Origin of the sequence: Sphingomonas sp. SUN019, assembly GCF_024758705.1 — a bacterium.
GTDB lineage: Bacteria > Pseudomonadota > Alphaproteobacteria > Sphingomonadales > Sphingomonadaceae > Sphingomonas.
Genome location: NZ_CP096971.1, coordinates 857,744 through 876,430 on the forward strand (window position 1 = coordinate 857,744; position 18,687 = coordinate 876,430).

At 65.9% G+C, this 18,687-nt stretch carries 14 protein-coding genes; all 14 read right to left on the reverse strand.

The window, feature by feature from the left end; translation table 11 throughout:
* Positions 1 to 265: 265 nt before the first annotated feature.
* Complete coding sequence (locus M0208_RS04110; protein WP_258890460.1) at positions 266 to 8,314, reverse strand: autotransporter outer membrane beta-barrel domain-containing protein; 8,049 nt, start codon at positions 8,312 to 8,314, stop codon at positions 266 to 268.
* Positions 8,315 to 8,492: 178 nt separating this feature from the next.
* A complete protein-coding gene (gene guaA, locus M0208_RS04115; protein ID WP_258890461.1) occupies positions 8,493 to 10,046 on the reverse strand; it encodes a glutamine-hydrolyzing GMP synthase in 1,554 nt (517 codons plus the stop codon).
* Positions 10,047 to 10,315: 269 nt separating this feature from the next.
* Positions 10,316 to 10,735: a hypothetical protein gene (locus M0208_RS04120; RefSeq protein WP_258890462.1), complete on the reverse strand. Its 420-nt coding sequence runs from the start codon at positions 10,733 to 10,735 to the stop codon at positions 10,316 to 10,318.
* Positions 10,736 to 11,109: 374 nt separating this feature from the next.
* Positions 11,110 to 11,532, reverse strand: a complete 423-nt coding sequence (gene rplQ / locus M0208_RS04125; RefSeq protein ID WP_258890463.1) for a 50S ribosomal protein L17 — start codon at positions 11,530 to 11,532, stop codon at positions 11,110 to 11,112.
* A gap of 112 nt (positions 11,533 to 11,644) precedes the next feature.
* Positions 11,645 to 12,706, reverse strand: a complete 1,062-nt coding sequence (locus M0208_RS04130; protein WP_258890464.1) for a DNA-directed RNA polymerase subunit alpha — start codon at positions 12,704 to 12,706, stop codon at positions 11,645 to 11,647.
* 101 nt (positions 12,707 to 12,807) lie between these two features.
* Entirely contained in the window at positions 12,808 to 13,197 is a 390-nt protein-coding gene (rpsK, locus tag M0208_RS04135; RefSeq protein ID WP_258890465.1) for a 30S ribosomal protein S11, read from the reverse strand.
* Positions 13,198 to 13,309: 112 nt separating this feature from the next.
* Entirely contained in the window at positions 13,310 to 13,678 is a 369-nt protein-coding gene (gene rpsM, locus M0208_RS04140) for a 30S ribosomal protein S13 (RefSeq protein WP_258890466.1), read from the reverse strand.
* A 255-nt stretch (positions 13,679 to 13,933) separates the two neighbouring features.
* Complete coding sequence (locus tag M0208_RS04145; protein ID WP_258890467.1) at positions 13,934 to 14,095, reverse strand: hypothetical protein; 162 nt, start codon at positions 14,093 to 14,095, stop codon at positions 13,934 to 13,936.
* Between the two features lie 110 nt (positions 14,096 to 14,205).
* Positions 14,206 to 14,751 (reverse strand): SRPBCC family protein, encoded by a 546-nt coding sequence (locus M0208_RS04150; protein ID WP_258890468.1) that lies wholly within the window; start codon positions 14,749 to 14,751, stop codon positions 14,206 to 14,208.
* Between the two features lie 51 nt (positions 14,752 to 14,802).
* Positions 14,803 to 15,450 carry an adenylate kinase gene (locus M0208_RS04155; RefSeq protein WP_258893163.1) on the reverse strand — a complete coding sequence of 216 codons (648 nt, stop codon included), beginning with the start codon at positions 15,448 to 15,450 and terminating at the stop codon, positions 14,803 to 14,805.
* A gap of 32 nt (positions 15,451 to 15,482) precedes the next feature.
* Complete coding sequence (secY, locus tag M0208_RS04160) at positions 15,483 to 16,847, reverse strand: preprotein translocase subunit SecY (protein WP_258890469.1); 1,365 nt, start codon at positions 16,845 to 16,847, stop codon at positions 15,483 to 15,485.
* A 217-nt stretch (positions 16,848 to 17,064) separates the two neighbouring features.
* On the reverse strand, positions 17,065 to 17,607 hold the full coding sequence (gene rplO, locus M0208_RS04165; protein WP_258890470.1) for a 50S ribosomal protein L15: 543 nt from the start codon (positions 17,605 to 17,607) through the stop codon (positions 17,065 to 17,067).
* 99 nt (positions 17,608 to 17,706) lie between these two features.
* Positions 17,707 to 17,883 carry a 50S ribosomal protein L30 gene (gene rpmD, locus M0208_RS04170; protein ID WP_258890471.1) on the reverse strand — a complete coding sequence of 59 codons (177 nt, stop codon included), beginning with the start codon at positions 17,881 to 17,883 and terminating at the stop codon, positions 17,707 to 17,709.
* Positions 17,884 to 17,888: 5 nt separating this feature from the next.
* Complete coding sequence (gene rpsE / locus M0208_RS04175; RefSeq protein WP_258890472.1) at positions 17,889 to 18,686, reverse strand: 30S ribosomal protein S5; 798 nt, start codon at positions 18,684 to 18,686, stop codon at positions 17,889 to 17,891.
* Between the last annotated feature and the right edge of the window lies 1 nt (position 18,687).

An 18,687-nucleotide genomic window follows, 5' to 3' on the forward strand; every position in this document is an offset into this window, starting at 1 on the left:
CCCGGCCGCTTGCCTTTGGGACAATTTGGCGACTCCGCGGTTACATCGTTCTACGCCACAATGGCGCTGCGAATTGAGGGACTTCCCACGCATATTTTGCCGACGCGCTCACCGATGGAGGTACTTCGCAAGCGCTGTCTATTGTCCATACCGCAGCTTGACCGACTGACGTTCGCAACCCGCTGCGACGGTTGGCTAGGGTCCGGTTGATCGTGAGATCAGGCGGGGCCGAGCGCGCCTGTCCGGCCCGGCCCCTCCCGCAATCCTAAAAAGCGAAGCGCACGCCGATCCGTGCGCTCTCCCGCCGGTCGTCCTCGCCGCGCTCCGCCGCGACCGCGCTGGACAGCGTCACTCCGGATTGCAGGTCCGCCTCGACGCCCAGCGCCGCCGTGCCCAGCAAGCGCGCACGTTCCGCACCTTCGACGACCAATCCCAGCCCGCCTCCGCCAAAACCGGTTAACGCCGAACTCGCTCGCCCCGCCGCCTGATAACGCAGACCGAAAGTGGCGAACGGCCGGACCGACCCGCTTCGCGTGACGGTCACCGTTCCGTCGACGAACGCCGCGGTATCGCTGCCCTTCCCCACCTGCGCCGCAAACGCCGTCGAGCCCGTTTCCGCCACCGCGTCGCCCTGCACCCGCACCACCGTGCCGCCGATCCGGGGCTTGAGCGCCCAATCGCCGCCGATCGCAGCCTCATAGGTAACCGCCACGTCCAGCGTCAGGTTCGTGAGGTCGTACCTACCGCGTGCCGATCCGCCCGGCAGCGCGCGGCGTGTATCCGCGTCGGTCGCCGCGTAGGCTGCGGTCGCCATCAGCCCGAACGCGCCGAATGCCGCCCGGCCGTGCACGCCGAACGTCGCGCCTTCGATCTCGGTCGTCGCGCCCCGTCCATCCAGTCGCTGCCGCCCGTCGAGATAACCGGCGAATCCGCCCAGCGACCAATCATCGCCCGCATAACCCAGACCGCCGAACAGTCCGTAGCCGCCGAACCTAGCCCGCGCGGCGCCGCGATCCGCGTCCGCGCGCAGCGTCCGCTGATCGGCCGAAGACTGGCCGAAGGTGAACAGCCCCGGCTCGGTGCGTCGGCTCGCAAACCCTGCCGAGCGGCCGGCATCCGCCAGCGTCAGGCCCTGCTCCACCGCCGCCTGGCGCGCCGAGGCGTAGGCCTCCGGCGCGAGGAGCGCGAAGGCCCCCGCGTTCGACGTTCCGTTCGCACCCACCAGGCCCGGCGCCGCCGCCAGCAGCGCCGCGTTAGCGCGCCCGCTGACCAGAACGGCGTTGGTATAGTCGATCGTGCGCCCCACTTGGCCGGTGAACGACGCGTCGTTCCTGAACTGCCCGAGCAACGACAAGCGCCCGCTCTGCTGCACTAAGAAGCCGAACAGCGAATCGGGCTTCACCACGTTTATGAACGAGCCCGTAATCCCGCCCGTCGCCGTTATCAGATCGAGCGACGCGCCCGGCAGCAGTTGCCCGGTCGGCACGATCTGCAAGGTTGCACCGTTCGCGATCGAGACCGCGCCGTTTACGACCAGCCGGTCGCTTGCCATCGGCGTGATCTCGAACACCGACACCGACGTGCCCGCCAGCGCGACGTTCCCGTCGACCGTCATGGTTCCCGACGACGCACCCGGGCTCAGCGTACCCGCGATGGCGACGTTTCCGCTCACCCTGCCCGCCGAACCAAAGGTCGCGCCCCGCCGCACGGTGAATGCCGATGCCGTCATCACCGAACCCGCAAGCCCGACGAGCCGCCCGCCCGACAGGTCGACCGAACCCAATGCGCCCGTGCCCGATAGCGTCGCATAACCGCGCGTCATCCGGAAGGCCTCGACCTCCGTGATCGACCCGAACGCCACCGGTGTCGCCGCCGAACCGCCCGATATCTCGATGACGTCGCTGCCCGCGCCGCCTGCGACCGAACCTGCATAGCCGCCCGCGATTTCGAAGCGATTGTCGCCACCGCCGAACCGCACCGCACCCGACAGCGCCGAATCGGCTGCTATGCGCAGATCGCCAATCGCATCGATCTGGCCGAATGCGAACGCGCCGCCCGTCAACGTCAGCCCGCCCGGCGCTTCGGAGGACAGGAATTCGAAGCCCGTCGCCCGTCCCGCCGTCAGCGTCGACGCGCGCGTTAGCCGAAGCCAGTCCGTCCCCGCCCCGCCGTCATAGCTTCCCGCCACGGTCGCCGCACCGATCGCCACCACATCGTCGCCGCCGCCCATCGCGACCCGCGCGACGTCGCCGTCGACCAGCAATCGATCGGCGCCCGAACCGCCCTCGACGGCGCCAATCGTAAAGCCGTTCAGCCGGGCGTCGAACCCTACGCCGCTCAGCGTCACCCGCTCGAAGCCCTGCTGAAGCGTCAGCGACAGCGTACCCGCGCCGTCCACCAGCAACCGCTCGAAGCCGCTGTGCGTCGACAATCCGGTCCGGTCGCCCGCCAGCGTGACCCGGTACAGATCGGTGCCCGCGCCGCCATCGACCGCGCCGCCCAGGACCGCGCCTGCCGTTTCGGCGTACAAATCGTCGCCCCCGCCCAGGTCGAGCGAAGCATCGATCCGGCCGGCGTTGACGATCGCGTCCGCGCCATCGCCCGCCGCCAAGCGCTCTCCCACCGCGCCCAGCACGCCGCGCACAGTGAGGGTCGTGGCCTGATCCAACGCCAGCGCCTCGAACCCGACCGCCCGGCCCGTCAGCATCGTCGCGCCGACGAAACGCAGCGTGTCCGTACCTGCGCCGCCGTCATATGCGCCCGCCAGCGTCCCACCGCCGATCGAAAGGAAATCGTCTCCCGCCCCCAGCGCGACGCGTGCGACGTCGCCGTCCGACACTAAGCGTTCCGCATTCGCGCCGCCCTCGATCGCACCGATCACGAAGCCGGCCAGCCGCACGTCCAGCCCGACGCCGTTCAGACTTATCGCTTCCAGGCTCTGGTCGAGGGTCAGCGACAACGTGCCTACGCCGTCGACCGACAGCAGCTCGAACCCCGTGAGCGTGTTCGCGCCAAACGCGCGGTCGCCCGCCAGCGACACCGACGCCGCGTCGCGGCCAGCGCCGCCCGCTACCGATCCCGCCAGCAAGCCGCCCGTAGCGAGTTGGAAGCGGTCGTTGCCCATTCCAAGATCGAAAGCGCCTTGTAATCGGCCACCGTCCGCGACCGTCAGCGATTGTGCCCCATCGCCGAACGACACGGTGGTTGCGCCCAGCGCGCCCGTGACCAGCAGCGCGCCGCCATCGACCGTCACCGTCTCGAAACCGGTCGCAACGCCCGACAGCGTAGCCGGGCCGCTTCCGGCGAACCGGAGCAAATCGACGCCCGTGCCGCCGTCATACAGCCCGGCAAAGGTCGTGCCGCCGAGCCGCACCGAGTCGTCGCCGTCGCCCATCGACACGCGCGCCACGTCGCCGTCCACACCAAGCCGCTCAGATCCGGCGGAGCCGTCGACTGCGTTAATGGCGAAGCCGTCCAACAGAAGATCAAGTCCCGTGCCCGACAGCGAGGCCGATTCGAAATTCTGCTGAAGCACTAGTGACAGCGTGCCCGCGCCGTCCACGCCGAGCCGCTCGAAGCCGGTGTTTGCCGACAGCCCCGCACGGTCGCCGGCCAGCGTCACGCGATATTGATCCACACCCTCGCCCCCGTCGACCAGTCCCGTCGCCCGGCCCTCGCCGATCTCAACGAACAGGTCGTCGCCGCCGCCCAGCATCACCGCGCCCAACGTGCCCGCGACCTCGACGCTCTCTGCGGCGTCCGATCCCATCACGGCGACCGCACCTGCCGTGGCGAAGCTTCGCCCGGCCTCAACGCGCATCGTCCCGCCGGAAAGCTCCAGCGTCGGGGTCGAAAACGCGCCCGAGTATGCGACCGCGCCCGCACCCGACTGCGTCAGCCGCTCGAAGTTCGCGAACCGCTCCGCCGAGACGGTGCCGCCGCCGACCGCATCTATCTCAATCACGTCGGTTCCGTCGCCGCCGTCCACCACGCCCGTCAGGCTGCCGCCGGCGCCCTGCAGGTAACGGTCGTCGCCCGCGCGCAGGAACACCGCGCCGTCGATCAGACCCCGGTTCTCGATCCGATCGGCACCCGCCCCAAGGTCGATCGACCCAACGATCTGGCCCGTGTTGCGGATCCGGTCATCAAACGTGTGCAACGATTGCACCGCGCCAGCCAGATAGGGCAACGTGTCGAAGATGGTGATCGGAAAGTCGGACGGCGTCCGCGTTACCCCGGCACCGCCCTGGATCAAACCCGAATTTTCGAGCAAAAGCGCCGTCCGGGTCGTCAGCAGCGCGACCGAGTCCGCTCCGGTCGCCGCGATTACGCCTGAATTGACGACGGTGCCGCCCGCGCCGCCGCCGCCATAGATGGAGAGCGCCCGCCCGGGCGTGAACGTCGTCACCTCGCGCGCGGTCATGCCATCGAAGATGAAGACGCTTTCGTTGCTGCCCGCGCCGGTGGCCTCGATCAGTCCGTTGTTGACGATGGCGAAACCGCCGTCCTTGTCTCCGTCGATGCTGATCTGCACGCCGAGCGCTCCAGCCGAAGAGATTTGACCTTCATTGGTAAGCAATAGTGAGCCCGCGCCCTCGAACGTTTTCACGTACAGGTCGAGCGCCGGAAACGAGTCAGCCGCCGCGGAGATGGTTCCGCTATTGGCGACCGTGACGCGGCCGGGCGTTTCGCCGGCGAAGGAGACCTCGCCATACACGCCGCCGTCGATCGCCCCGCTATTGACGATCGACACGCGCGTGGCCTGATTCATGTCCACGCCCACCGCCCCGTCGGAGCCGGCTATCGTTCCCGAATTGTCGAACGAAACGTCGCCCGTGCCGTCGATCCTGACCCCGCCGTCTTCGTCCGGCGTGAAGCCGACCGTGCCGGTATTGATGAAGCTGCGCACCTGCCCGTAGAAGCCGCCGTTCAACGTGCCTTCGTTGCGGAATTCCGCCAGCGCCAGGTCAAGTCCGATCGCCTTCAGCGCCTCCTGCCCGAAGAAGCCGTAGCCATAGAGGGGCGGTTCCGTCGTCACCAACGCGTTCACCGTCGCCTGGTTGACGATCCGGCCGTCTCCACCCACGAACACGTCCTGCTCCACCGGGGCGTCAGCGGTGAGCGTCACCACCGAATCCGCGCCGCGCGCCTGTACCAACTCCGCTTCGAAATTCAGACCGCCAAGCGTGCCCAGCGCAACCGTGGCGCTCCCCGAATACCCTCGACCATAGACGTCGAATCCGTCACCGCCGTCGATGACGCCGGTAACGCCGGTGGCGTCCCCGATCTGAAGGAACAGGTCGTTCCCCGCGCCGAACCGCACGTCGCCCTGGACCGTACCGCCCGCCGAAACGAAAGCGCCGGACGCGAAGCTGGGGCCACCGAAGGGCGACGCGCCTAACTGGACCATCCCCGTGATCGTGCCCGCGTTGAAGACCGTGCTCCCCTCCGCGACGATCGCGACGCGCGCGGCGATGATCCCGCCCGCCCGGTTGTCGATCAGCGAGCCGAACGCAGCGCCGCGCACCGCGACGCCGCTCGTGCTTGCAATCGAACCCGAGTTGACGAGTGTTCCGGGGCCGCCCGAAAAGCCGGGCAATGATACGCCCGTACCGCTCACTTCGATCACGCCGCTGTTCACGACGTTGCTCACCCCCGAGACTCCGGTCACGCTGGGACCGCCGGTTCCCGTGATGCGTCCCGTATTGGTGAATTGGGCTACGCCCAGCACGCCGGTCAGATTTGCGCCATCAAGCGTGATCGTGCCGGAATTAAGCACGGAGGCTTCTGAAAAGTAGAACGACTGCCCGCCTGACACCGCCGACGCCGCCTGACTGCTTGTGGACGATCTCTTGACGGTGATGGATCCGGCATTTTCGAACTGCGCACCGCCTGCGCGCACCGCCGTGAGGTCGCTCACGAACGAGCCGTCCACCACCGTCAGGCTGAGCGCGCCGCGGCTGGTGACGTCCAGCGCGTTGGCCTTGAAGGGTGCGGTTCCGACCAACTGGTCTGACGGGATCAACGTCAGGTCCAGCGCCGCCTTGTCGGTCAGCGAAACGTCGACCGCAAGGTCGGCTACACCCTCGCCAGCAAAGCCGACGCCAGTGGATAGCGGTGCTGGCGCAGTTAGCGTCAGCGTCGCGCCGTTCGAGAGTTCGTAGGACGATATCTCGAAGCTCGCCGGCGCGCTGGCGACAGCGCTCGCCGTCTCACGCACGCGGTATCTGATCGTGTCAGTCCCGGCCCCGGCGTCTACTCCGCCGGTAGCGCCGGCCAGCGGCCGGCCTGCAATGGCCACCAGATCGGTAACCAGCAGGTCGTCGCCGCCGCCCAGCCGGATAGCGCCGGTCACGACGCCGCCCTCGTCGACAAAGCGATCCTGCGACCCGCTAGCGCCGCCCGCCGTCATGTCCACCGCGCCTTCGACACGACCGCGGTTGACGAACGTCGTCATGCTATAGCCATCACCGCGCACACCCGCCGTGCTTCCGCTCACCACCCCGGCCGCGGCGTTCACGAACAGGCCGCCGAACTCGAACAGCACGCCCGTCGCACCCGACACGACTCCGCTGTTCTCGAAACTCCCGCCGTACACGCGTACGCCGGCCGTCGCGCCGGAGATCGTGCCGGTGTTGACCGATGCGACGCCCGAAGCGCCCGATCCGCTGAGCGACAGTCCGACCCCGCCGGACGATTCGATCGTGCCGCTGTTGTTCAGGACGCCGAAGACGGTCGCGCCGGTTCCCGTGGCGGTGATCCTGCCGCTGTTTGTGGACGTGCCGCCGCTGAAGCTGGACACGCTCACGCCGTTTCCGCCTGTCGCGGTGATGGCGCCACGATTGTCGAGCGAACCGGTCGCGATGACGACCGCGCTGACGCTTGCGAACGGGTTTGGCGCCATGTTGAGCGCGATGCCGCCTTCATTGACCAACACTGCTTGCCGGGTTGTCGTCCCCGTGCCGAACAGGCTTATCGCCGGGCCGACGGTGGCCGTCAGGGCCGCCCTGTTGGTGACCACGCCGTCGCCGATGGCTTGCAAACCGCCCGTCGCGTTGAAGCCCGGGGCCAGCGTGACGGCCGGAGCGTTCGCTAGTTGCACTTCCAGCCGCTCGAAATTCAGCGGCATGGTCGACGCGTCCAGCGTCGCGTCGCCGTCGATCCTGAACTGCAGCGTGTCGACTCCGCCGCCACCGTCGATCGCGCCCGAAATGCTGGACGTCCGGTTGGTCGTCCGGTCATAGCGTACGATCAGGCGGTCGTCGGTCCGGTCGAGCCTGACGTCGCCCGCGATCGTGCCCAGCGTTGTGTCAATCGTCGTCGGCCGCGATCCGCCTGCGCTCACCACGATCGAACCGATGATGCTTCCGTTGTTCGTCAGAGAAAGTCCGTCGCCGATCAGGAGCGCCACGCCAGCGGCGGTTGCGGCGGCGATGGTGCCCGTCGCCCCATTGGTCATCGACGCGAAGCTGCCAGACCGGACCGCCGGGCCGCTGCCAGTATTGCGGATCGTCCCGGTGTTCGTCGCGAACAGTGTGCCCGCGCTGGACAGGGTGGCCTCGCCGCTCGCGGCGGTGAGGAGGCCGCTGTTAGTCACCGAGACTGCGGAGAAGAACGGCGTGGCTGCGGCGATCGCCGCTCGAGCGCCGCCATCAATCGTTCCCGCGTTCGTCAGTGCGGAGACGTCGCCCGACACGCCGCCGATGAACCCGCCAGCCCGGTTTTCCAGCCGGTCGATCCGTGTGTTCGGTCCAGCGACCACCGCTGGCCCCGCCGAGCCGGTGAGCCGCCCCGAATTGGTGATCGTGGCAGCGACGAAACCCGTATCGGCCGCAGTCGGCCGGCTCAGCAGGATCGCCGCCGTACCGTCGATTACACCGCCAGCGTCGACGGTCACCGTCGTGGAGGATTGTGGGGAGAAGATGATCGTCGGCGACGGGCAGTATCCGACCGACGCGCCGGCGTACGGATCGCACACAGTCGAACGCGGCGACCCGTTCAGACCGAGCATGCCGGGCCTGTCAGCGCCTAGGATCGCGCCGCGCACCACCAGCGTTCCGCTCGTCGACTGAGCCAGCACGGCCGCTTGCGCCGAACCGGGCCGCACCGTGGCCCCCGCCTCTACGATTACGGTCGAATTGGCGCCGTCAATCCGCAGGCCGTCCGCGTCTGTCCCCGCGCAGTTCGTGGTCCCGTTCGCCACCGTCGGATCGGGCGCGCACTGCGCCAATGCGGGGGCCGCAGTACCCGCGGCGATGGCGGCCATGCTGGAACCGAGCGCGAGCGACACCATCCGCGGCCAAACCGACCGCACACCAACGTGATTCATGAAAACGCAACCCCCGCAACACCGCCGCAATTCCCCCCGCGGCGGTTAGGCTCCTGTTAGCACGCGATTTTCCACCGTGTCCAGCAGGCCATTACGCTCGCTATCCGCAGTCAGGAGTGCGTTCGTGTGGGCTGCGAGTATGGCGCAAAACGGCGCGTCCACTTCATTCCCACTCGATCGTGCCGGGCGGCTTCGATGTATAGTCGTAGGTGACGCGATTGACGCCTTTCACCTCGTTGACGATGCGGGTCGCGACGCGGGGGAGGAAATCGCCGGGGAACTGGAACGCCTGAGCGGTCATGCCGTCGGTCGAGGTCACAGCGCGAAGAGCGAGCACCGAATCGTAGGTGCGGCCGTCGCCCATCACGCCGACGCTCTTCACCGGCAGCAGCACTGCAAACGCCTGCCAAATCGTGTCGTACAGCCCGGCATTGCGTATTTCTTCCAGATAGATGGCGTCGGCTTTTCGCAGGATGTCGCAGCGTTCCTTCGTGACTTCGCCGGGGATGCGGATCGCTAGCCCGGGTCCGGGGAACGGATGCCGCCCGACGAAAATCTCGGGTAGCCCGAGTTCGCGGCCGAGCGCGCGGACCTCGTCCTTGAACAATTCGCGCAGCGGCTCGACGAGCTTCATGTTCATCCGCTCAGGCAGGCCGCCGACATTGTGGTGGCTCTTGATCGTCACCGACGGACCGCCGGTGAAGCTGACGCTCTCGATCACATCCGGATAAAGCGTACCCTGCGCCAGAAACTCCGCGCCGCCGATCTTTTTCGCTTCGTTTTCGAAGACTTCGATGAAGGTCTTGCCGATGAACTTGCGCTTCGCCTCGGGGTCGGTGACCCCGGCCAGACCATGCATGAACAGGGTTTCGGCGTTCACATGGATCAGCGGAATGTTGTAAGCGCCGCGGAACAGGCTGACGACCTGCTCGCTCTCGCCCGCGCGCATCAGGCCGTGGTCGACATAGACGCAGGTGAGGTGTTCGCCGATCGCTTCGTGGATCAGCACTGCGGCGACCGCAGAATCGACGCCGCCGGACAGACCGCAGATCACCCTCCCCTTGCCGACCTGCGCGCGGATTTCGGCAATCTTGGTCTGGCGGAACTCCGCCATCGTCCAGTCGCCGGACAGGCCGCAGACGTGGCGCGCGAAATTGGCGATCAGCTTGCCGCCGTCGGGGGTGTGGACGACCTCGGGATGGAATTGCAGGCCGTAATAGCGGCGTTCTTCGTCGGCGGTGATCGCGAACGGCGCGCCCTTCGACGAGGCGACGGGCTTGAAGCCGGGTGCGAGCGCGGCGACGTGATCGCCGTGGCTCATCCAGACCTGATGGCGTTCGCCCTCGTGCCACAAGGCATCGAACAGGGCGCAGCGCGAATCGACCTCGACGAAGGCTTCGCCGAATTCGCCCGAGAACCCCTTGTCGACGCGACCACCAAGTTGTGCGGTCATCACCTGCTGGCCGTAGCAGATGCCGAGGACGGGCACGCCGCTGTCGAATACCGACTGCGGCGCGCGCGGGCTGTCGGGATCGACGACCGAGGCGGGGCCGCCCGAGAGGATCACGCCCTTCGGCTGCATCCGTTCGAAGGCCTCGGCGGCGTGCTGGAACGGCGCGATCTCGCTGTAGACCCCTGCCTCGCGCACGCGGCGCGCGATCAGCTGGGTTACCTGGCTGCCGAAATCGACGATGAGGATGCTGTCAGGATGGTCCATCGCGCAGGCCCTAGCCCCGCTCGCGCGCGAGCGAAAGGCTTAGGGCCAAGCGCGGCCGGCGGGGCTACGGCCCCGTCCGACGGCGCGGCTTCGCCGCGGCGCGATGGAGAAGGAGCGCGCGTTGTCGCCGAGGGCGCGAATGTTGAGAATGTTGAGACGCTGGCGCGGTTTTTGCCGGGGTTCGTTGCTGGTCTTCGATAAGACAGGATTGGCGATCGTTCGGCATGCGCGATTGGTCGCATACCGAGGCGCTGTAGGAAAGCGCAACTCTATCGGCTAAGACTTTTCCACCAAGCGTCTTCCTTCATTTTCGACGTTAGCGCTCGCGCGTAGGACTCGAACGCCTGATTGTTTGTTGCTCGATCAGAACATCCAACCCACGCGCGCTTGCTAGCCTCGAAATCCGACCCGATTTTCTCATACAATGGCTTCACGATCGTCATTTCGATCTGCTCGTCGGCTTGTTCGAGCCATTTTGCACGGTACCACTCACTAACGACTATGGTCGAAAAGATGCCTGGATCGATTTTCCCCTGCCGGTTGAGATCGCCTATGGCATGGCGTTGAAAATAGACCGCGAGGGCATGACAATGCACGTCGCTGTTCGGGTTATAAGTTAATGCTGATACATTCGCGCAGCCCATCAACATCAAAGTCGTCACTAGCGTCAATCGAAGCATCGATCGCATTTCCCGGTTTTAGCTGGTCTTTTTTTACGCAGTACCGGTTACCAAAACCCTTTGAGGGAATGTATTATTCGCTGTGCCCCCAGAGCGGCGCGACCGGCTGACGCCGACCCCATCTCTCAAGAAGTCGGAAAGCGCGGACCGAAAAGCGACAGCCTTCTGCGTGTGACCTGTCGAATTGGAAAGGCTGATTCTGAGCGCAAGCAGTCACAGACGATCATCCATAGCCGCTCCCGCGAAGCGAAAAGGCCGCCCCATCGCTGGAGCGGCCCTTCATGTCCGTCGCGGCGAAGCCGCGCCGTCAGCCGGCGCTTGAGCGCCGCTGACCGGACGAGGCTTGAGCCTCGGCGTAGCTGCGCTACGCCTTGGCCGCCTCGCTACGCCGCCTCGTCGAAATCCTCATCCGACATCACCGGACCCGAATCTTGCCCCTTCGCGCTGACGTCGCGATCGACGAATTCGATGATCGCCATCGGCGACGCGTCCGACATGCGGATGCCGGCCTTAATGACGCGGGTGTAGCCGCCATTGCGGTCGGCGTAGCGCGTGGCCAGCACGTCGAACAGCTTGATCAGCTGGGTTTCGTCTAACAACCGCGAATGCGCCAGGCGGCGGTTCGACAGGCCGCCCTTCTTGGCGAGCGTGATCAGCTTTTCGACGTACGGGCGAAGCTCCTTCGCCTTGGCGACCGTGGTCGTGATCTGTTCGTGCTTGATGAGCGCGGCGCTCATGTTGCGGAACAGGGCGATGCGGTGGGCCGAGGTCCGCTGAAGCTTACGGCCGCCTACACGATGGCGCATTGGTATTTCCTTCGTTCGTTAAGGGGCCGTTTTACGGAAACCCCAGACCAGGCGGTGCGAAACGGGCCACCGCCAAAACCCCAATGTTGAGAATGTTAAGACGATCACAGGGTTAACCCATGATCTCCTGTTCCAATTTCTTCGCCATCTCTTCGATGTTCTCAGGCGGCCAGCCGGGGATTTCCATGCCCAGACGCAAGCCCATCGACGACAGCACTTCCTTGATCTCGTTCAGCGACTTGCGGCCGAAATTCGGGGTACGCAGCATCTCGGCTTCGGTCTTGCCGACCAGATCGCCGATATAGATGATGTTGTCGTTCTTCAGGCAGTTGGCCGAACGCACCGACAGTTCGAGCTCGTCGACCTTCTTCAGCAGGTAACGGTTGATCTGCTGCGTATCGCTGGTCATGTCGCCCGACGGCTGCGGCGCGGCCATGCCGACCGGAGCCGAACGCTGGACGATCGCGTCGTCGAAGTGGACGAACAGCGCTAGCTGGTCCTGCAGGATGCGGCCAGCGTAGCCGACCGCGTCCTCCGGGGTGACGGTGCCGTCGGTCTCGATCGTCAGCGTCAGCTTGTCGTAGTCGAGATCCTGCCCGACGCGGGTCGGGTCGACCTTGTACGACACCTGACGTACCGGCGAGTAAAGCGCATCGACCGGGATCAGGCCGATCGGCGCGTCGGCCGGGCGGTTGGCGGTCGCAGGCACATAGCCCTTACCGATGTCGGCGGTCAGCTCCATGTTGAGCGTCGCGCCGTCGTCGAGATGGCAGATGACCAGATCGGGGTTCATCACCTCGATATCGCCGCTGACCGCAATGTCGCCGGCCTTCACCTCGGCCGGGCCGGTGGCGGACAGCTGGAGCCGCTTCGGGCCTTCGCCCTGCATGCGGATCGCGATCTGCTTCACGTTCAGGACGATGTCGGTCACGTCCTCACGGACGCCGGCCAGGCTCGAAAACTCGTGCAGCACGTTCTCGATCTTGATCGAGGTCACCGCCGCGCCCTGCAGGCTCGACAGGAGCACGCGACGCAGCGCGTTGCCGAGCGTCAGACCGAAGCCACGCTCGAGCGGTTCGGCGATGAAGGTCGCCTTGCGCTTGCCATCGCCGCTCTTCTTTTCGAGCGAATTGGGCTTCTTCAGTTCCTGCCAGTTCTTTGCATTGACGGACAAGCTCAAGTCCCCTGGTGTTGGGCCAGTGCGGGGGCGGCACCGGCCGGGAGAGAAAGACGCCCCGGCTCGTCAGCCGGGGGTCGGAGATCAAACGCCCGAGATCAGACTCGACGACGCTTGGAAGGACGGACGCCGTTGTGCGGGATCGAGGTGACGTCGCGGATCGAGCTGATCTGGAAACCGACCGCCTGCAGCGCGCGAAGCGCCGATTCGCGGCCCGACCCCGGACCCTTCACTTCGATTTCCAGCGTGCGCACGCCGTGTTCGGCGGCCTTCTTGCCGGCGTCTTCCGCAGCGACCTGCGCGGCGTACGGCGTCGATTTGCGCGACCCCTTGAACCCCATCATGCCCGCGGACGACCACGAAATGGTGTTGCCCTGCGCGTCGGTGATCGTGATCATGGTGTTGTTGAAGCTGGCGTTCACATGGGCGACGCCGGCGGTGATGTTCTTGCGTTCGCGACGGCGAATACGCTGCGGTTCACGTGCCATTCGGTATTCCTGACCTTGTCTCTCAAGAGCCGGGCGGAGCGCGGAAAGTTAGGCTAAGGTTAGCCCTAAATCGCGCCGACCTGACCGGCCGAAAATTGGTAAGTCCTTGAACTTACTTCTTCTTACCGGCGATCGGCTTGGCCTTGCCCTTGCGAGTGCGCGCATTGGTGTGCGTGCGCTGGCCACGAACCGGAAGGCCCTTGCGATGACGCAGACCGCGATAGCAGGCCAGGTCCATCAGGCGCTTGATGTTCATCGCGGTTTCGCGACGGAGATCGCCTTCCACGGTGTGATCGGCGTCGATCGCTTCGCGGATCTGCAGCACTTCCTGATCGGTCAGATCCTGGACGCGGCGCTCGGGCGCGATTTCCAGCTTGGTCGTGATGGCCTTCGCCTTCGTCGGGCCGATGCCGTGGATATAGGTCAGCGCGATCACCACGCGCTTGTTGGTCGGGATGTTGACACCCGCGATACGTGCCATGAAATTGTTCTCCTAGCTCCACAGCGTCCGGCATGGCTGCCACGCACGCTATCTCTTCGCCCAAAACAGACTATCGCCCCGACGCACGATTGCGGCGCACGCCAAGAAGCGCCGCCGGGACCGGTATGTCGGAGTGAATTTCAGGTAAGCGCGCGTCGACGTGCTGTCAAGCGCGCGGATGCATGAAACGAATTGGCCGGCAGGAAGCGGACTTCCTGCCGACCACGGCGACCCTACGGGAGCCAGGGCGCCGATTCAGGAAGTCGTCTTGGTCTTCGTGGTCGTCACCTTGGTGGCGTGGACCTTCTTGGCCTTGGTCGGCTTGGCGACCTTGTGGGTTTCGACCGTCTTGGTGGCGGCGAACGCGGGGCTGGCGACCATTGCGAGCGCGGCGATCGGGGCAAGATAACGCAACATCGGATTCTCTCCTTAACGGGGGGCTGGCGGAGAGGGAGTGACCGCCAGCCCTGAGTCCGGTGCTACGCCGTGGCGGCGATCAGCGTGGTGACACGATCATGACAAGTTCGTCATGTCGCGGGCGGCGTGGCGACTGCGGCTGCCTTCAGCCCGTCGAGCTGGAGCGTCATCACCTTGTCGACCAGCGGCGCGATCTTTTCCGCGCCGCCGCGAATATAGCCGCCGACGACATAGGTCAGCGTCACCTTCGTCGCGCCGGCTCCCTCGGGCGTCAGCGTGAAGGTCATCGTTCCCGTCACCGCCTCGGCCTGCAGCGGGCCGAGCGCGCCCTGTAGGCGGAGCATCTTCGGCGGCTGGCTATAGACGATGCGCGCGTGTTCGACGCTGCCGCGCGTCGTCGGCGTATCGCCGGGAATCTTCTCGCAGAAACAGCCGGTGGCCTGCGAATCGATGTAGAGGTTCTTCGCGTCGCCCGAATAGGTGTGTTCGGCGTTCCACCATTTCGTCGGCGACCGCAGCGTGTCCCACACGACCTGCGGCGGCGCGGCGATCGTCACCGTGGCGGCGGTTTCGAAACCCGCGGGTTCGGCCTTCACGACCTCCGCCTGGACGGACGTCGCCAGCCCCAGCGCGATGATCCCGACAATGATCCGCATCGTCCTGCCCCCCTCCCCGCTACGATACGCGCAGGGGTAGGGAAGGCAATGTCACTTGCGGTCGAGAATGTCCTCGATCGCCTGCGTGACGTGCGCGATGTCGGCCATGCCGTCGACGCGGTATACCAGCCCGCGCGCTTCGTAGCCGGGCAGGATCGGCGCGGTCTTCGCGCGATATTCGGTCATCCGCGTGCGGACGGTTTCCTCGTTGTCGTCCGGACGGCGCTTGAACTCGTGATGCCCACACACATCGCAGGTGTCGGCGACTTTCGGCTGCTTGAATTTGTCGTGATAGCCCGCCCCGCAGTTGGCGCAGGTGAAGCGGCCGACGATGCGTTCGACCAGCGCATCCTCATCGACGGCGAGCTCGATCACGAAATCCAGCGTCGCCTCGCGTTCGGCGAGCAGCTTGTCGAGCGCATCGGCCTGTGCGGCGGTGCGGGGATAACCGTCGAAGATCGCGCCGTTGCCGGTTCCCTGATCGAGCCGTTCGCCGATTAGCGCAGACACGATCGCGTCGGAGACGAGTTCGCCCGCCTCCATCACCGATTTCGCCTGCAGCCCGACCGGCGTGCCCGCCTTCACCGCGGCGCGGAGCATGTCGCCGGTGGATAGCTGGACCATCCCGCGGTCAGCCTCCAACCGCGCCGCCTGCGTCCCCTTTCCCGCACCCGGCGGACCAAGCAATATGATGTTCACGGCCGAACGCACTCCCATTCGTTCAGTGGAGGTTAGCGGAGGCGGCCGCCCTTGAGCTTGGCCTTCTTGATCAGGTCGCCGTACTGATGCGCCAGCAGGTGCGACTGGATCTGCGTCACGGTGTCCATCGTCACGTTGACCACGATCAGCAGCGACGTGCCGCCAAGGTAGAACGGGATCGACAGCGCCGAGACGAGATATTCGGGCACCACGCAGATAAAGGTCAGATACGCCGCGCCGATCACCGTGATGCGCGTCAGCACGTAATCGAAATAGACCTCTGTGTTCTTGCCTGGACGAATGCCCGGCACGAACCCGCCGTAGCGCTTCAGATTCTCCGCCGTCTCTTCCGGGTTGAACACGACCGCGGTGTAGAAGAACGAGAAGAAGATGATGCCCGCGGCGTACAGCGCCATGTACACCGGCGATCCGTGCTGCAGATACTGATTCAGCGTGATGATGATGTCGCCGAACGTGCTCTCGCCCGCGGCGCGCTGCCCGGCGAACTGCGTGATCGTCAGCGGCATCAACAGCAGCGAGGACGCGAAGATCGGCGGGATGACGCCCGCGGTGTTGATTTTCAGCGGCAGATGGCTCCGATCGGCCTGCATCCCGCGCTGCGTCGCGCGCTTCGGATATTGGATCAGGATGCGGCGCTGCGCGCGCTCCATGAAGCAGATCAGCAGGACGAGACCGACGACCGCGACGATGATGCCGATCAGGGTGAACGCGCTCATCGAGCCCGAACGACCGCCCTCGAGCAGGTTGATCAGCGTCGTCGGCAGATGCGCGACAATGCCCGCCATGATGATCAGCGAAATGCCGTTGCCGATGCCGCGGCTGGTGATCTGTTCACCCAGCCACATCAGGAACATCGTGCCGCCGATCAGCGAGATGACCGCACCCACGCGGAACAGCATGCCCGGCTCGATCACCGCCTGCAGGCCCTGCGTCGCGCCCAGTGTCTCAAGCCCGACGGCGATGAAATAACCCTGCACCGCGGTCAGCGCGACGGTGCCGTAGCGAGTGTATTGGTTGAGCTTCTTGCGGCCCGATTCGCCGTCCTTCTTGATCGCGGCCAGCGTCGGCGACAGCGACGTCGCCAGCTGCACGACGATCGAGGCGGTGATGTACGGCATCACGCCCAGCGCGATCAGCGACATCCGGCTGAGCGACCCGCCCGAGAAGGTGTTGAAGAAATCGAGCACGCCGCCCTGGGTCTGCGCGCTGAGCAGGCCGAGCGCGGTCGGATCGATTCCCGGCAGCGGCACATAGCTGAGCAAGCGGAACACGATCAGCGCGCCGATCGTGAACCACAACCGTTTCTTGAGATCGGTCGCCTGCGCGAACTTCGACAGGCTGATGCCTTGCGCCATCTGGTCGGCTGCGGATGCCATGCGTCTGTGTACCTTGGACTCGGAAATAGCGGCGAAACGAAAAGCGGCGGGATGCGATATGACCCGCCCCGCCGCTCATATAGGCGCGAGAGCGCGCTTGTCTAATGCCCCTGTTCGTCATCCCCGCGAAAGAGGGGACCCATCACCCGGATATGCAGCTTGTGACAACGCGCGGGAGATGGGTTCCCGCTTTCGCGGGAATGACAGCAGTTGCAAGTTACGCCTTGAACGACGCCTTGTGCGCCTGGCGTTCCTTGTACTTCACGCCCTTTTTCGCAGCAGCCTTTTCGGCGGCGGGGATCAGGTTGATCACGTCGACCTTGCCGCCAGCCTTCTCGACCGCCTCGATCGCGCCCTTCGACGCGCCCGCGACCGTGAACGACAGCACCGTGGTCAGTTCGCCCTTGGCGAGCAGGCGCACGCCGTCCTTGCCACCGCGCGCCAGGCCGGCGGCCTTCAGCGCCTCGTGGTCCAGCGTCGCGTTCTTTTCGATCTTGCCCGCGTCGACCGCCTTCTGGATCGCGCCCAGGTTCACCTCGGCATAATCCTTGGCGAAGATGTTGTTGAAGCCGCGCTTCGGCAACCGCATGTGGAGCGGCATCTGGCCGCCCTCGAACCCTGCGATCGACACGCCTTCGCGGCTCTTCTGGCCCTTGACGCCGCGTCCGCCGGTCTTGCCCTTGCCCGAACCGATGCCGCGTCCGACGCGCATCTTGGATTTACGGGCGCCCGCATTGTCGCGGATTTCGTTCAGCTTCATGATATGCACTCGCTTTCGCTTTTGTCGCGCTATGGAAAAAGGAAGGGGGCCGGTTAGCCCCCTTCCCCGTATTTGTCACTAGGTAGAAGCGGCGGACCTTTAGTCCTGCACTTCGACCATGTGCTGCACCTTGCGGATCATGCCGCGGACTTCGGGGCTGTCCTCCAGCTCCGCGACACGGTGCATCTTGTTGAGGCGCAGGCCGATCAGCGTCGCGCGCTGATCGGAGGTGCGGCGGATCGGCGAGCCGGTCTGCTTGATCTTGATGGTGGCCATATCGCTTACTCCACGATCGCGTCGGCTTGCGCCTCGGCGACGTCCTTGTCCGCGCCGCCGCGACCCAGCAGGTCGGCGATCTTCTTGCCGCGGCGCTGCGCGACGGCCTTGGGCGAGGTCTGCTCGCCAAGGGCCTCGAACGTCGCGCGGATCATGTTGTACGGGTTCGACGTGCCGACCGACTTCGTCACGACGTCGGCGACGCCGAGCGATTCGAAGATCGCGCGCATTGGACCGCCGGCGATGATACCGGTGCCCTGCGGGGCCGACCGGACCGTCACGCGGCCTGCGCCGAAGTGACCGTCGCCGTCATGATGCAGCGTGCGGCCTTCCTTCAGCGGTACGCGGACCATCGCCTTCTTGGCTGCAGCCGTCGCCTTCGAGATGGCTTCGGGCACTTCGCGCGCCTTGCCATGACCGAAGCCGACCCGGCCCTTGCCGTCGCCGACGACGACGAGCGCCGCAAAGCCGAAGCGCTTGCCGCCTTTCACCGTCTTCGAGACGCGATTGATGTGAACCAGCTTCTCGATCAGTTCTTCGCCGCCGTCGTCGCTGCCGGGGCCGCCACGGCCACGGTTGTCACGACCGCGACCGCCGTCACGACCGCCACGGTTGCCGCCACCGCCGCCGGGACCGCCACGGCCACGGCCACCGCCGCCACCGCCGCCGGGACCACCACGGCCACGACCACCGCCGCCGCCGCCCTGATAGCCGCCGCTCTGCTGCGGGGCCTGCTGCTGCGGCGCTTCCTGGGCCGGAGCCTCTGCCGCCGGAGCAGCGGGCGTGTTGTTTTCGTCAGCCATG

Bases quoted from the DNA above. Each gene is read 5' to 3' on its own strand.
- rpsE (WP_258890472.1), bottom strand. From the start codon at position 18,686: ATGGCTGACGAAAACAACACGCCCGCTGCTCCGGCGGCAGAGGCTCCG.
- M0208_RS04145 (WP_258890467.1), bottom strand. From the start codon at position 14,095: ATGTTGCGTTATCTTGCCCCGATCGCCGCGCTCGCAATGGTCGCCAGC.
- rpsM (WP_258890466.1), bottom strand. From the start codon at position 13,678: ATGGCACGTATCGCGGGTGTCAACATCCCGACCAACAAGCGCGTGGTG.
- guaA (WP_258890461.1), bottom strand. From the start codon at position 10,046: ATGGACCATCCTGACAGCATCCTCATCGTCGATTTCGGCAGCCAGGTA.
- M0208_RS04120 (WP_258890462.1), bottom strand. From the start codon at position 10,735: ATGCGATCGATGCTTCGATTGACGCTAGTGACGACTTTGATGTTGATG.
- rplQ (WP_258890463.1), bottom strand. From the start codon at position 11,532: ATGCGCCATCGTGTAGGCGGCCGTAAGCTTCAGCGGACCTCGGCCCAC.
- M0208_RS04150 (WP_258890468.1), bottom strand. From the start codon at position 14,751: ATGCGGATCATTGTCGGGATCATCGCGCTGGGGCTGGCGACGTCCGTC.
- secY (WP_258890469.1), bottom strand. From the start codon at position 16,847: ATGGCATCCGCAGCCGACCAGATGGCGCAAGGCATCAGCCTGTCGAAG.
- rpsK (WP_258890465.1), bottom strand. From the start codon at position 13,197: ATGGCACGTGAACCGCAGCGTATTCGCCGTCGCGAACGCAAGAACATC.
- rplO (WP_258890470.1), bottom strand. From the start codon at position 17,607: ATGAAGCTGAACGAAATCCGCGACAATGCGGGCGCCCGTAAATCCAAG.
- rpmD (WP_258890471.1), bottom strand. From the start codon at position 17,883: ATGGCCACCATCAAGATCAAGCAGACCGGCTCGCCGATCCGCCGCACC.